The organism is Streptomyces sp. NPDC003042 (genome assembly GCF_053591315.1).
Map to the genome: position 1 here is coordinate 41,566 of NZ_JBSFTP010000052.1, position 13,987 is coordinate 55,552.

9 protein-coding genes and 3 pseudogenes are annotated in these 13,987 nt (G+C 68.5%); 3 read left to right on the top strand and 9 right to left on the bottom strand.

What is annotated here, in order from left to right:
* Nucleotides 1-438 precede the first annotated feature (438 nt).
* The 5 genes and pseudogenes from ACWDYJ_RS23885 to ACWDYJ_RS23905 form a co-directional block, all read right to left on the bottom strand.
* A complete protein-coding gene (locus tag ACWDYJ_RS23885) occupies nucleotides 439-867 on the bottom strand; it encodes a DUF4240 domain-containing protein (protein WP_451567628.1) in 429 nt (142 codons plus the stop codon).
* A 43-nt stretch (nucleotides 868-910) separates the two neighbouring features.
* A pseudogene (locus ACWDYJ_RS23890) lies at nucleotides 911-1,954 on the bottom strand (ISL3 family transposase); the annotation flags it as partial.
* A gap of 12 nt (nucleotides 1,955-1,966) precedes the next feature.
* Complete coding sequence (locus ACWDYJ_RS23895; RefSeq protein WP_451567629.1) at nucleotides 1,967-2,482, bottom strand: transposase family protein; 516 nt, start codon at nucleotides 2,480-2,482, stop codon at nucleotides 1,967-1,969.
* 420 nt (nucleotides 2,483-2,902) lie between these two features.
* The gene (locus tag ACWDYJ_RS23900) at nucleotides 2,903-3,319 is read right to left on the bottom strand and encodes a hypothetical protein (RefSeq protein WP_451567630.1); all 417 of its coding nucleotides are present in this window, start codon (nucleotides 3,317-3,319) and stop codon (nucleotides 2,903-2,905) included.
* Nucleotides 3,320-3,431: 112 nt separating this feature from the next.
* Nucleotides 3,432-3,566 (bottom strand): annotated as a pseudogene (locus ACWDYJ_RS23905) (Na+/H+ antiporter NhaA); the annotation flags it as partial.
* Nucleotides 3,567-3,925: 359 nt separating this feature from the next.
* Here ACWDYJ_RS23905 and ACWDYJ_RS23910 point away from each other — a divergent pair.
* Complete coding sequence (locus ACWDYJ_RS23910) at nucleotides 3,926-4,114, top strand: hypothetical protein (RefSeq protein ID WP_451567631.1); 189 nt, start codon at nucleotides 3,926-3,928, stop codon at nucleotides 4,112-4,114.
* A gap of 9 nt (nucleotides 4,115-4,123) precedes the next feature.
* Here ACWDYJ_RS23910 and ACWDYJ_RS23915 read toward each other — a convergent pair whose 3' ends face one another.
* Complete coding sequence (locus ACWDYJ_RS23915) at nucleotides 4,124-5,719, bottom strand: ISL3 family transposase (protein ID WP_451567632.1); 1,596 nt, start codon at nucleotides 5,717-5,719, stop codon at nucleotides 4,124-4,126.
* Between the two features lie 1,374 nt (nucleotides 5,720-7,093).
* On the opposite strand from ACWDYJ_RS23915, the gene ACWDYJ_RS23920 reads away from it, so the two are divergent.
* Both ACWDYJ_RS23920 and ACWDYJ_RS23925 read left to right on the top strand, forming a co-directional pair.
* Nucleotides 7,094-7,951: an AAA family ATPase gene (locus tag ACWDYJ_RS23920; protein ID WP_451567633.1), complete on the top strand. Its 858-nt coding sequence runs from the start codon at nucleotides 7,094-7,096 to the stop codon at nucleotides 7,949-7,951.
* A 170-nt stretch (nucleotides 7,952-8,121) separates the two neighbouring features.
* Nucleotides 8,122-9,647: pseudogene (locus tag ACWDYJ_RS23925) on the top strand (Mu transposase C-terminal domain-containing protein).
* Nucleotides 9,648-9,898: 251 nt separating this feature from the next.
* Here the strand turns inward: ACWDYJ_RS23925 and ACWDYJ_RS23930 are convergent.
* From ACWDYJ_RS23930 to ACWDYJ_RS23940, 3 genes are all read right to left on the bottom strand, one after another.
* A complete protein-coding gene (locus tag ACWDYJ_RS23930) occupies nucleotides 9,899-10,345 on the bottom strand; it encodes a hypothetical protein (RefSeq protein WP_451567634.1) in 447 nt (148 codons plus the stop codon).
* A gap of 588 nt (nucleotides 10,346-10,933) precedes the next feature.
* On the bottom strand, nucleotides 10,934-11,710 hold the full coding sequence (locus tag ACWDYJ_RS23935) for an AAA family ATPase (RefSeq protein WP_451567635.1): 777 nt from the start codon (nucleotides 11,708-11,710) through the stop codon (nucleotides 10,934-10,936).
* The gene (locus tag ACWDYJ_RS23940; protein WP_451567636.1) at nucleotides 11,710-13,224 is read right to left on the bottom strand and encodes a Mu transposase C-terminal domain-containing protein; all 1,515 of its coding nucleotides are present in this window, start codon (nucleotides 13,222-13,224) and stop codon (nucleotides 11,710-11,712) included. The genes ACWDYJ_RS23935 and ACWDYJ_RS23940 overlap by 1 nt, the downstream gene beginning before the upstream one ends.
* Nucleotides 13,225-13,987: the final 763 nt, after the last annotated feature.

Genomic DNA, 13,987 nt, shown 5'->3' on the forward strand with positions numbered 1-13,987 from the left:
CGTACGGGCGGCGCTGCGGGGCCTGGTGGGTGCGGGTTGGGCGGCGGACGGGTCGACGCAGGCTGTGGGGGTTCCGCTGCCGCTGCGCCGTCCTCGGGTGACCGCCTCGGCGGTCGGCCATCTCGGCCGGGCCGGGTTCCTGGTCCACCTCGGTGGCGAGGGGAGATCCCGACGTGCATTGGGACCAGGCGGAGGTGCTGGCCCGTCGCCTGGGATCTGGCGGCTGTGCTCGACCGGCATGTGCCTTTCGGCCCGGACCAGGCCGCGGTGCGGCTCGGCCTACGCCGCGTGGACTTCGACCAGGTGCTCCGCCTCGGTTGGGTGTCTTCGGTGGGCACGGTGACGGTTGGCTGCGTAGGTGTAACCCGGGTTCTGGCACACATTCCGTGAGGACGATCAACGACGCTGGAGTTCGTCACCACGCGCAGGCCATGGCGTTCAGTCAACCCAGCCCTCGGTGTTGGAGCAGGATTCGTAGGAGTAGCGGGTATCGCGGTCCCACTCCTCCCCGGTGATGCGTTTGTATGCCCGGTCCGGTGTGTAGAGCAGGGGCTCGGCCCAGATGAGGTCGATGGCGTAAGGAGTGAAGGCCGAAGGATCCTGGAGGACTCTGTCGAACTCGGTGCGGCCGGCGGCGACGACCGCGGCACGGGTGTAGAGGAAGGCGTCATCGGACAGGTTGTGTCCGTACTCCTTGCGGTCCAGCCGGTAGAGCGTCCACGCCAGTTGTTCGGCAAAGCCGAGGACCAGCGACAACGGGGACTGGGCAAGCCGCTCGGTGAGCGTGGCTGCAAGGAGTTCGGCGTCCGGGTCGTGTTCCGCGGGGCTGCAGTCCTCGATGAGCTGCCAGAAGGCGTCTTCGTTCATGCCGGTGAGCATGCCGCAGCGGTCTGACAGTCCTGGCTCCGGGTCACCAGTTTGCTGCGGCTGTGAGAAGGACGCGTTTGCGGAGCAGGGGGAGCTTGGCTCGTCCGAACATCTGGCGTTTGACCATCTTGATGTGATTTACGCGGCCCTCGACGGGGCCGGAGTTCCAGCGTGTACTCAGGCCCTGGAGCACGGCATCCCAGTCCTTCTCCAGGCCGGTGGCGAAGGCATGCAATCGGGGCAGGTCCGCGGTGCGGACGGCGGTGATCCAGTCTTTGAGGTGCTGACCGGAGCGGGTTTGAAGGATCTCTGCGAAGCCGCGGACGTGCTCGTGGAGGGCCTTCAGTTCAGGGCAGTGGGCAAGTAGGGCGGCGAGCTGTTGGCGTTCTCCGTCGGCCAGATGCTCGGGGTGCCGCATTATCCAGCCTGTGATCCGGCGGATTCCTGGTGGTGCGGGTGGGACGACGCGGATGCGTCGGCGGCGCCTCGGTCGCAGATAGTCGCTGATGATCTGGTAGCTCCCGCGGTAGCCGAGGTTCTGGAGCTCGGCAAGCAGCTGGATGGCGTTGGTGTGTCCTTCGGCCCAGCGTTTGTCCAGGTGGGGCTTGTAGGGGTCGAGCTGGCTGGGCCGGGGCTGATGCCTTCCCGTCAGCAGCTGTTCGGGGATTGCCGCGCGGGCGTTACGGCGGACGGTGTTACCGCCCATGTGCAGTTCCCTGGCGATCTCCCTGATCCCGTGTCCCTGGGCCAGCAGGGCATGGATGGTCGCGTGCCGCTCTCTGATACGGGATTCGATGGGCGACATCGTCTTCGTCGCGTCCGCGCTGTCGCCATCGCCGGTAGGGCCATCTGAGCTGGTGAAAGCAGTCTTGAGGCACGTGCTGTGGAGTCTGACGGTGGCTTCGACGGCGGTGCCGAGGTTCTGCCAGAGGTGGAAGCGGTCGGCCACTTGGATCGCGTTCGGGGCACCGGTCCGGGCGCCGTCGGCGTAGGAGCCGGCCCGGTCACGGCAGATGATCTCGGCGCCGGGATGCTCGCGCAGCCCGCCCGCGAGGGTGGAGGCGTCGCGGCCGGGCAGAAGGTCGAGAGGCCGGCCGGTCTAGCAGTCGATGAGGACAGTGCCGTAGTGGTGCCCGCGACGGGTGGCGAAGTCATCGACAACCAGCACCTTTGGAACGGCCCAGAGAGGATCAGGCACGGCCATGATCGCCCGCAGCAGCGTTGTCCTGCTCGCCCTCGTCTGCAGGACGGCTGCCAGACGGGCCTCGGCCCGGCCGGCGAGGGCGACTGCAACGACCGTCAGGACACGGCGCGAGGCAGGAGTCCTTCTCCCGTACCTGAACGTCAGACCCGCGACCTGCTCAACGAATGTACGACGCCCGCACAGGGTGTTATCGCAGTACAGCCGCCGAACGGTCAGTGCGATCACCACCGGCTGGTCACCGACCGGAGTGTCGGCCAGCTGGCGTTCGTAGCGGCTGTGCACATGACTCGACGGAAGCTCGCAGTCCGGGCACGAAGCCGTGCCATCGAGGGTTCTCGCAACGATGTGCACCACACCGCACTCTGGGAACACCCGCTCCACCAAGACCGACCTGAACTGCGGAAACAGCACCCCTATGAGGTCATCACACCGCACCACGCTCCCAGGTGACGCGACGTCACCGTGGCAGAACGCCGATGATCGTCCTCACGGAATGTGTGCCAGAACCGAGAAGTAGCAGCACCCGTCGTTGGGTGCAGGGGGCGGTTGCAGTAACGGCCCACGCCGGCCTGCTGTCACCAGCCGGCGTCAGCGTCCCGTCGGCTTCTTCGACCAGAGGAGCCACCCCGCCACGCCCGCCCCCACGGCGCACAGAAGGGCTCCACCAACGGAGTCAGGCACCGCCCGGAGACCGCTGGTGAGGCAGGTGATGCGGAGCAGAACGAGCAGGCCGCGGAGCCAGTGCGTTCTCCTGGGCATTAAAGGCGGATACGCGGCAGCCCCGGCAGGGTTTCGAATGTCCTGCCAGGGCTGCTGATCTGACTATTTCTGTCAGGCGGTGGTGTACTTCGGGGCGCTACATGCTTCCAAGACTATGCTTGGGTTGTCTCCGCCCCTCCAGCTCCCGACACATGCCCTGATCGAAAGGGTGTAGCCCTCAGGGAAGTCCTTGTTCTTGTAGCGGTGCGTGTCGTAACCGGAAGCGTTGTACACGCGCCCTTGTCGTACGACGTCTCCGTTGGCGTTGGTGACCTGCCACAGAGCGACTGCCGACCAGCCATCGGATGCCTGGTCGACGACATGGAACCAGTCGCCTGTCTTTATGAAGCAGGCGATGGTGCGGTGGCTGCCATCTCCGGTGTACCAGCCGCCTTCGGCGCATACGCTGCTGCTGCCCTCGGGGACGGGTGAGGCGGTAGCGAGGTCTATTTCGACGGTGGCTGCGGATGCGTTGGTTGCAGCCAGCATGAGCGTTGCAGCGCTCGTACCCAGGACCGTAAGGACACGTCGTATTCGCACAAATCTCCTTCTGTCATGCGCATGACATGATCGTATATCTGTGCGATTCTACAGCAGGGGTGGGCAGGTGCGTGGACAGCACCGTGAGGACCGCGAGCGCGAAGGCTATGTCGGTGGCCATCGGGACCGCCCAGCCCGCGCTGCTGCTGCCGCCGGCCCAGACGGCGGCCAGGTAGGGGGCGGCGGGTACGGCCAGCGACGAGCCAGGAAGCCCTCGGTGCGGAGCACGCATCGCTCAGGGCGTCTCCCGAGAGCAGAGCGACCGGCTGGCCTACGCGCTCGGTACGTGGCCCACGCCCACCACCTGAACCGAGTCCCGTAGCGCGCGAGGTGGTCAAGTGCAAGTACCAAAGTGCTTCCGAAACTCGGGCTCTGGTCCACTTCTTGTGGGGGCTCACGGACAGTGATGTCAGTGGTGTGTAGTGGGATGGCCGGACTCTGCCGTTGATCCGCTGGGAGGCCATCGTGACGTCCTCGTACCCGTCCCTGACTCGTGCCTTGGCCGAGGCTTTGGTCGATGTCCTGTGGTTCATCGACGGTAGCGAGGACGAGCAGATGGATCAGAACGACGCGGTCAAGGTCATGGAGGGTGTGGGCCACGTGGTCAGCACGCTGCCGAGTGATCAGCGGCAGGAGCTGATCGAGCTGGTCGGGGAGATGGCAGCCGCCGAGAACAACCCCGCTCGCCGCGAGTTCCTGGAAGCGTTCCCGGAGGGCTTCGGGCTGATCGGCGATGTGTCCTGAGTAGCCTTTTCAGGAGTAGAGCAGGACGCGCTTGCGGAGGAGTTCGAAGCCGGCGCGGCCGAACATCTGGCGCTTCAGCATCTTGATCCGGTTGACATGGCCCTCGACGACTCCAGAGTTCCAAGGTTGCGAGAGTCCGGCGGTGACGGCGTCGAGGTCGCGCTCCAGGTGCCGGGCGAATCGCTGGAGGCTCGGCAGGTCGGTGGTGGTCGCGGCTTCGATCCGTGCCGGCAGCTGGTGGCCCTGCAACTGGGTGAGCATGTGGGCGAAGGAGCGGACGTGTCCGGCGAGTGCGTCCAGTTCGGGGCAGTTGGCCAGTACGTCCTTGAGCTGGATCCGGTCTCTCTCGATCAATGCTTCGGGACGGGTGAGGATCCAGCGGGTGACGGCTCGGGCGGATGGCGGGCGGGGACCGACTGGCTGGGGTTTGCCGCGTAGGTTCCGGCTGACGTAGGCGCGAACGTTGCCGTAGCCGTCCCGGTAGCCCTGTTCCTTGATCTCCTCCCATAGCTTCCAGGCGTTGGTGCAGCCCTCTTGCCACCGCTCGTCGAGGTAGGGGTTGAATGCGTCGAGCTTGGTGGGGCGGCTTTGCCACTGGCCGGTGAACAACTGCTCCGGCTCCGCAACATGGGCAAAGCGGAGGACGGTGCTGAAGCCCATGCCAAGTTGCCGGGCGATGGATCGCTTGCTGTGGCCAGCAGCGAGGAGCGCGTGGACGGTGGCGTGCTTGGCGCGGGTCCTTTCAGCGAACCGGTGCCCGGTCGGCCACGGCGATGAGTCGGGCGGTTCCGATGTCTGCTCAAGCTCTGCGAGCGGCGCCGTTGCCGATCGCAGGCAGGCGCGGTGCCGGAAGACGCGCTTCTCGGCGGCTTCGCCGAGGTTGTGCCAGAGGTGCCACCTGTCAGCGACCTGCAGAGCTTGCGGGGCGCCGCGGGTGGCTCCTTCGGCGTAGAAGCGGGCGCGGTCCCGGCAGATGATCTCGATCCCGGGCCTCTCGGACAGCCAGGCTGCGAGGGTGTCCGCCTCGCGGTTCGGCAAGAGGTCCACGGGGCGGCGGGTCTCGACGTCGACGAGCACGGTTCCGTAGATCCGGCCTTTGCGTTGGGCGTATTCGTCGACTCCGACCACGCGGGGCGTGGAGACGGACGGATCCGGCAGCGAGGTGATCAGCCTCAGCAGGGTGTTCCGGCTGACTCGCACCCCGAAGGCGTCCGACATCCGGGCGCCGGCACGTCCCGCAAGCGCGAGCCCGACAGAGACCAGCGTCGAACGCAGCCACTTCGTCCGCCGGCCGAATCGACGGGTGAGCCCCGGCACCTGTTCGACAAAGGTCTTGCGCGGACAGGACACCTCGGCGCAGAGGAACCGGCGCACTCGTAGCGACACCACGACCCGCTTGCCAGCGGTTGGCAGGTCACGGGGAAATCGCAGGTAGGAGCCGTGTATTCGCCCTGACCAACACCCGCAGCCCGGACACGCCGCCCCAAGGGCCGTGGCCTGGGCCTCCACTCGCACGAGGGTGTCGGCCACCTCGACCAACTCCACCGACACGTTCTCCACGGACCAGAACAGCAGCTCATCCAGCTGCGGCCGTACTTCGCTCACGAGGCAGAACTGTCGACCCCGCTCCTCCCCGGCAGGACGATTTTCGGGCGACCTCGTCAGCCATTCAACGACGAGCAACAGTCACGCTGCGTACGCAACCACAAGAAGTGGACCAGAGCCCCGTTCTCATGAACAAAGCCACGACGACCATCTTCACCGGCCGCTACATCTCGCCGCTGCTGGAGGTCCGCAACCGGCGCTTCCAGACGAAGATGCAGGCACAAGAGAAGATCACGACTAACGCCCTGTCCATCCTGACCGCCGTGATGAAGCTGCGGGAGGTCCACGTTCCCGACGGCGTCACCGACACCCTCCGAGCCGCCCTCACCGAGGAGCGCGACAGGTGGCATAGGCAAGTGGACGAGGCGACCCGTCACCTCACCGACCACGCGCATGGGAGGCTCACGACGAGCCTGGCGGTGAGCCCGGGACCCGCGTGGGGCCCGGTGCCCCCTAGGGTCTGTCCGGCCCTCTGGGCGCCTTCGGGGATCGGGTCCCACTCCCGTAGCAGGCCGCGGTGTTCGAGTTCGGTGCGGAGCGCGGGAGCGAGGGCGTGGAGCCTGCTGACACGGTGTTGGCCGTTCTCGCGGAGCCGGTCACGCTCGGCACGGATCCGCACGCGGGCCGCACGGAGTTCGGGCCCGCGCAGCGCGAGGAGGTTCGCGTCCTGTTCGGCGCCGGCCTGCCAGCGGCTGTGAGTTGGGGGTGTGGTGGTGGTGGTTGGGTGTTATCGGTGTGTGGTGGGTTTTGGGTTTGGTGTAGCGGTGGTTTCTGGTTTTGTGATGGCTGTCGTGGGGTGGCTAAGGGGCTGCCATTTGCTGATAGTGCGTGGACTGGGTGGCTGTTACGGGGTTGAAGGTTGCTGTGTTCGGGGTGGTCTGCTTGGGCTGTGTTGGGGGGTATGGCTGCTGGGTTGGGTCGGGGTGTATGTGGTGGGGTAGCGCTTCCGGCTGTGGGCGTGGGTGGGGGGTGGGGTGTGGTGGTTCGGCGTTTGCTTGCGGTGGATGGGTCCGGGGTTGTGTCGGGGTGTATGTGAAGGTTGCTGTGGAGCTTGCCGGGGTGTCGGAGCGGACGGTGTGGTGTTGGTTCGCTGAGGGGCGGGCGGGGCGGATCGAGGCGCGGGCGTGCCGGGATGGGTTCGCTCTGAGTGGCGGTCTGTGGGCGGTGTTGGGGGAGGAGGGCGGGAACGTCTGGGCCTTGTACCGGAGGTTGGACCAGGCACGCGCGGACGGGTTGCTTGAGGAGCTGGGTGTGGGGTGCGTTCCCTCGGCTTCGACATTGCAGCGTGTGGTGCGCCGTGACTTGCAGGCGGGAGGGGTGCTGGAGGTGGCTCGGCCGGCGCGGGGCCGGGTGGTCGCCGGCAGTTTTGACTAGGTGCTGGCTGGCCTGCGGTTGACGCGTTCTGGGGATGGCCTGCCGGTCTCGGGTGGTGATGAAGGTGCTGCGCCGACGCAGACCCCGGATCAGGAAATAGGGCTGGAAGGCGCGTCGCGGGGTGGGGTGCGGTTGTTCGTGCCGGGTGCGCGTGTGGTGTCGACGGCCGGGGTGGCTGCGGTGGTGGAGGCGGTGGGGCACACTGCTGCCGCGCGGGGGATTGGGTGTGTGTTCGGGGATCCCGGGGTGGGGAAGACGGTGGCGGTGCAGCAGGCGTTGCATCTGTTGCCTGATCGGGTACCGGTGTGGTGGGCGGTGGTGGGGGTGAAGCCGGGCCTGCCGCAGATGCGGGCTTCGCTGCTGGAGGCCATGGGGTTGGCGGCGGGGTCTTTGTCGCACCGTGCGCAGCCGGCGGACCGTGCCCTGGGGGAGGCGCTGCGCCGGCCTGGGGTGCTGTTCCTAGATGACGCGCAACGCTTGTCTCCGCCGCTGCTGGATTACCTGCGTCTGCTGTGGGACGAGCCGGGTACGGCTGCAGCGCTGCTTCTGTGTGGGGCTGGAGCCGAGCGGGTCATCGCTCGGGCGCCCGCGTTGCGGTCGCGGGTGCTGACCTGGGACCAGGTTCCCGGGCTGGACCAGGAGCGGCTCGGGGAGACGCTGGCGATGTTCCATGACGTGTCGGAGGGCGTGGGCCCGGCGGACGTGGCGTGGGCGGATGCCACGGTCGCGCGGGGCAACTTCCGTACCTGGGTGAAGATCACCTCCCACGTCTACGCCCTGGCCAAGCGGGGCCGGGACGTACGTGTGGACCGTGCGCTGATCGAGCAGGGCTGCGCCCGGCTGGGCCCCTACCCGTAACGGCCGGCGGCACGGGATTGGAAAGGGAGACCAAGACCAGGCGGCAGGGAGCGGTTCCGTGATCAGTTCATCCGAGGTGGGAGAGCCGACAGCGTTGCCAGGCGCCAGAGCCGGTGCCTGAGCTCCAGGGTCCGGCGCTCGCGGCGTTGCGGGGGCCGGCGGTTCAGCAGCTGTTGCGACTTCGGGGCCGGGGGAGGTTGTCGCGGGGGCATGTGCGCCTTGCGGGGGAGTGTTTGGGGGTGTCGGAGCGGACGGTGTGGCGGTGGCTCGCGCAGGCCGAAGCCGAGCCCCGCATGGTGGCCCGTCCGGGGGAGCGACCGGCGGACCGGTTCGAGATGTCATCGGAGGTGCGGGTGCTGCTGCGTACTGGCGGGGAAACGCGTCCGCAGTCCACCGGCAGCTGGTGGCCCGCGCCCGGACGGCGGCCGGTGAACCGGCCACCGCGGTTCCGGGCGGTGCGCCGACGGAGGCAGTGCCCTTGCTGAATCCGGTGCCGTCGTTGTCGACGTTCCTGCGTGCGGTGCGCCGTGACCTGAGTGCGGGCGAGCGCGCGGGCCTGGCCCGGGGTCCGGAGGCGGCCCGGGCTCATGACGTGTTCGGGCGTCGCCCGAGGCAGTGGCGGAACCACACCTGGGAGGCCGACCACGTCCAGGCGCCGCTTGTGGTCGACGCGGACGGGGAGCTGGTGCGCCCGTGGGTGACGTGGTTCATCGACGTCGCGACGAAGACCATCCCGGGCACCGCGGTCACCCCTGGTCATCCCTCCCGGGCGTCGATCCTGGCGGCCCTGCGCGCGGCTGTGCTGCGCACCGGCCCGTACGGACCTGCGGGCGGCGTCCCTGAGCACGTGCGCGTCGACCGCGGCCGGGACTTCCTGTCGAAGACGGTCCTGGGCGTGTTCGGCGTCCTGGGCTCCAAGATTGAGGACCTGCCTGCCTACAGCCCGCATCTGAAGGGCACGGTGGAGAACCTCAACCGCTGTGCCGACCGCATGCTCTTCGCGGTCCTGCCCGGCTACACCCTCACCCCCGAGCCCCGGCGCGCCAAGAAGAAGCCCGACCCCGACCCGTTGCCGCTGACCTTCGCCGAGTTCACCGCCGAGGTCCTCGACTGGGCGCGTTGGTGGAACACCGAGCACCGCCCCGCCGGCCTGGCCGGCCGGACCCCCGTCGAGGCCTGGCAGGCCGACCCCACGCCCCTCTCGGACATCCCCGAGGCCGCCTTGTGGGGGCTGATGCTGGAAGACGACGGCCGGGTCCGGAAACTGAGCAGCCACGGCGTGCGCTGGCGCGGCCGGGACTACCTCGGCGCGTGGATGGCCGGCCAGGCAGGCCGCAGCGTCCGGATCCGGCACATGCCCCACCACGACCACGAGATCGAGGTCTGCGACCCGGCTGGCCGCCACCTCGGCACCGCCCACCTCGCCGACGCCGCCACCCCGGAACAGCTCGACGAGCTGCGCCGCACCCGCACCGTGCGGGCCCGCCGACTGCGCGAGGACGCCAAGAAGGCCGAGGCCCTGCGCCGGCAGCGCTTCGCCCCGGCCACCGATCCCACGCCCGCGCAGCGTCTGGGCGCCGTCACGGCAGCCGAAGCCGATCAGGAACTCGCCGCGACATCCGACAGCGACATGGCCGCCTTGGCCCTGCCGGACCTCATCCCGCCCGCTGCGTCGCCCGACGACTGGAACACCTGATGATCTGTGGCGTTTTGTCGGTGGTGGTTCGGCATCGTGATGTCAGTGTGGGAGATATCGGGTTTCTGTAGGTCGGTTTGTTGCCGTGAGGGTTTCGGGTGGTGACATGGATGCCGATGTGGGGCTGACGTTTTTGGTGTCCGGGCAGGTCGGTTGGTTGCCGGTCGGTACAGCGTGGAGCGCGTTGTCGCTGGTCAGGGCCGTGGGAGTGCTCTGAGGAGCGCCGTCTGGTGAAGGCGGACAGCATCCTCTTACCGCATGGGGCCGAACGCGTAGCGGATTCCTGTTGCGGTGAGGGTGAGTTGTTCTCCGCCCTGGGCGGTGATGGGCTGGAAGAGCGGGCTGTCCGGGGCGCGGTCCTTGAGCTGTCCATGGATGCAGGCCGCGAGTATCAGAGGGCGTGCCCAGGCGGGCAGGGAGTAGAGCCGGCATCGGCGGTGGGCTGCGCTGTCGTGGACTTTGACGACGGTTGTGCTCTCGTCGATGTCGATGCCGCGGATGAGTGCGAGCCGGTCGATGTCGGCTGCGGTGATCGCGTGGATGGTCAGGGCTGCCGCGTGGAGCGGGTGCGCCACTGTGGTCAGCCGGGCGGCGAGGACGTCTCCCGGTGTGCGGCCGTCTTCTTGCTTGGGCGGTGCGGCGTTGTCGGGGGCGACCGCGGGGACGCCCTGGCACCGGGTGCGTGCGAGACGGTCCACCACCACGCTGTCCAGCGGTGCTCGCGGGGTGATCCATTGCCCGTCGTCTTGGCAGGGCGCGGGCTCGGAGTTCGGGCTGCCCGGGGCTCCTGATGTCGGCCGGGAAACGTCCTGTCTGCTCCAGGGCGACGCGTGCGTGGGGGAGGGTGTCGATGATGTGGTGCGGGGTCTCTTCGAGGAGCGTGGTCAGTGCGGGGCTGACCGGGCGGTGCCAGAGGAGGGTGAGTCGGATGCCGCTGCGCTCTCGCAGGGCGAGCAGTTGGGCCCGGCGGGCGTGTGTGAGGCGGTCGGTGCGGCAGACGATCAGGTGTCCGATGTGGTGGGCGAGTGTCCAGGCGCAGGCCGCGTCCCAGGCGGGGCGCTGGGAGTCGGCCCAGGTTCCGTAGGTTTCTCCGCCTTGGGGGAGTCGTTTGCCCAGGGCGTAGAGCAGGTCGTGGGCGAGGGCGGCGGGTGCGCCGTTGGCGGGGCTGGGGTCGACGGTCAGACGTCCCAGGCCGGGGCCGTGCGCGGTATGCGCGGCGGCCGTCCATGCGGGGTGGTCGTCTTTGTCGATGATGACAGTGACGGCTGGGAGGCCAGCGGCCGTCACTACATGCCGCCGATTTTGCTGTAGACCCAGCGCACGAGGTCTTCGTCGACCTGCTTCAGGTTCATCTTCTTCATGCCGGCGAGGATGTGGGTGGTGATGTTGGCCCAGTTGCGGAAGCTGCCGTGGGCTGCCTGTTTGTCGATCGCGTCGATCAGTGCGGTGTCCACGTCTGCCCATGCGGGGTGGAAGGCGGGGATCGTGGCCCGTACCTCGTCCTTGGACATGCGGGTGAACTCCTGCCAGATGAAGATCCGGGAGGCGAGCATGGGTTCGCGTCGCAGGACTTTGTAGCAGCCGTCGCCTCCGGCGAAGATCATGGCGATGTTGGTGCGTTTGTCGTCCCACAGGTGGCGCCAGAACTCGAACCCGGTCTTCTTCATCCACTGGGCTTCGTCGCAGACCAGGACCCGGAATTCCTCGGCGAGCGCCTCTTTGAGCAGGGTGTCGAACTCGATCGGACGGGCCGGCGGCTCACCCGGCAGCCCCAGGGCCTGGAAGAGACCGTGGCGGATGTCGCGCGGGGTCGGTCCCGCCCGCAGCTCCAGACGGTGGGTGATGTCCGGGGCGAGGTGGCGCAGCGCGGAGTTCACGGACATCGTCTTGCCGGATCCGGCGGGCCCGTAGACGCACATCATGGCCTTGGCCTCGATGACGGCCTCGATGTTGTCGCGGGTGGTCAGCAGTGTGTCGGTGCCCACCAGTTGTGCCTGCTCCAGGCCCAGGAAGTGATCTTCGCGCTCGTCGGGCAGCAGTCCGTAGTCCAGGTCGGCGATCATCAGCTGTCGTCCTCATCAGGAGTAGGTGTGCGCGGGGGCCTGGGGCGGGCCCAGGTCTCGGGTGCGGGGCCGTGCGGGATGTAGTCGGGGCGGGCCAGCGCACGGCGGTCGACCTGTCCTGCCGCGCCCAGTTCTTCTTCGGCCTGGGCGGTGGTGGGGGAGGCGAGCGGGCGGGGAGGGGCGGCGGTGGTGGAGGCTTCGAAGCGTCGGTGGCGTAGTTTCTCCGCGGCTTTCAGATCGGCTTTGAGTCGGCGGGCGGCCGCGGTACGTGCGGCTTGGACGGAGCGGATCTGTTCCCGGCTCGCGGCATCGGCCAGGAACGCCGAGCCGAGGTGGCCCCCGGTGGCGACGTCGAAGACTTCGATGGTGTCGTCGTGGTGGGGCAGGTGGCGTACCGAGACTCTGGTTCCGGTACGGCCGTTCATCCAGGGGGCGAGGTAGTCGCGGCGGCGCCACCGCACGCCGGACGTGCTGATCGTGTACGTGCGCCCGTCGTCCTCCAGCGCGAACGTCGCCAGCTGCCCGGCCGGCACGTCCGTGAGCGGCGTCGCATCGGCCTGCCACGCCTCGATGGGCGTCTTGCCGCCCAGGGCGTCCGGGTGGTGGCGGGTGTTCCACCAGGTCGTCCAGTCCAGCAGCAGGCCCACGAACGCCTCGTAGGTGAGCGGCGGGGCATCGGGATCGGCGAGCCGGCCTCCGGTGAGCTTCTGGCGGCCGGTGTAGCGGGGGAGCGAGACGAGGAACATCTCCTCCACCGCGTCGTTCAGCGCCTCGATGGTGCCCTTCAAATGCGGGCTGTAGGCGGGGAGATCGGTGACGGGGACGGCGAACGCGCCCATCGCCGCGGTGACCGCCCGGCACAGGAACTCCTTGCCGCGGTCGACCCGGATCTGACCGGGCAGCCCGCCGACCGGCCCGAATGGCTCGGTGCGGGTGATCGCGATCCGCAGGGACGCCAGCACCGCGTCCCGGCTCGGTGTGTGCGCGGTGACCGCCACCCACGTGATCGCCTTGGTGCCGCAGTCGATGAACCAGGTCACCCACGGCGTGGTCAGCCCACCCTCCACGTCGACCTCGACAGGCACGTGCTTGTGGTCGCCCTCCCACACCGCGTTGCGGTGCGTCGCCGGCCGTTTGCCGAACACGTCATGCGCGCGCCGCGCGGCTTCGCCGCTCTTGAGCCCGGCCCGCTCGCCGCGGGTCAGGTCCCGGCGGATCGCCCGGTGCAGTGTCGACAGCGACGGCACCGCCGGCGCGTCCGGGTCTTCGGCTGCCCGCTGTACCAGCTCGGCGTGGACGCGGGAGGCGTTGCCGCCCCACAGGGCCAGCAGCCGCCTTACTTCCGTGGTGATGGTGAAGTGCGAGGCCTCCATCCGGGCGAAACGGTCGTCCTCCCGGGCAGCGGCCAGCCACCGCCACACGGTTCGCTCCGACTTCCCGAGGGCCTGGGCGACCAGGCGTACGTGCGCGGATGTCAGCTCCCCTCGCCCATCGAGCTCCAGTAGCCGGGGCATCGCTGCCGCCCGCCCGGCACGGGGCGGGAACACAGCCGCAGTACCACCCACCAACTCCTCGCCGCTTTCCGGCATGTGCGGCCCCTCTCTGCCGAGCACCGGACAGCACAGGCCGTCCCCGTCCCAGGTATCCCAGCCCTTCGGCACCCAACTGACCTGTATCGGCATACGACTGACAGCAACCACCGCCATCCGGTACAGCCAGCACATGAGAGGTATGAGGGGCAGTCAGGGACACAACTCCCAGGTCCGGTTCACCTTCGCCGCGTACGGGTGCACCCGACCCCTGCCCCCGCAGCGCCACGGCCGCCTGATTCCTGTTCTTATCCGGACTCAAAAATGAAGCACGCAGGATAAGATGAGATCCCAGCCGTGCACGACCACCGGGACCGAAGCCCCCGGCGACACACAGTCCGAATGTCAGCAGCAGCGCCAAGCACCCCACCCACCTCCCTGTTGCTGCGCCCGCGGCAGCGGGCAGGCCCGGGAAGCGCAGCGGACCGGGCCCCTGATGGCCACTCAGCAGCACAAGAAGACCTGCCTGGACCTGGGGTAGCGAAGCGGACCCAGGGCCCGGTGGGGAGCGAAGCGGACCACCAGGCCGGAGAGCGAAGCGAGCCGGCCGAGTCCCGCGAAGCGGGACTCGGCCGAGCGAAGCGAGGCGGTTCCCTGGGCTCCGCGAAGCGGAGCCCTTCCAGCCGAGCGAAGCGAGGCTGCTCGTTGGCACAGCGCGCAGCGCTGTGGGACCCGCGGAGCGGGTCCC

Bases quoted from the DNA above. Each gene is read 5' to 3' on its own strand.
- ACWDYJ_RS23885 (WP_451567628.1), bottom strand. From the start codon at position 867: ATGAACGAAGACGCCTTCTGGCAGCTCATCGAGGACTGCAGCCCCGCG.
- ACWDYJ_RS23900 (WP_451567630.1), bottom strand. From the start codon at position 3,319: ATGCTGGCTGCAACCAACGCATCCGCAGCCACCGTCGAAATAGACCTC.
- ACWDYJ_RS23910 (WP_451567631.1), top strand. From the start codon at position 3,926: ATGGATCAGAACGACGCGGTCAAGGTCATGGAGGGTGTGGGCCACGTG.
- ACWDYJ_RS23935 (WP_451567635.1), bottom strand. From the start codon at position 11,710: ATGATCGCCGACCTGGACTACGGACTGCTGCCCGACGAGCGCGAAGAT.
- ACWDYJ_RS23940 (WP_451567636.1), bottom strand. From the start codon at position 13,224: ATGCCCCGGCTACTGGAGCTCGATGGGCGAGGGGAGCTGACATCCGCG.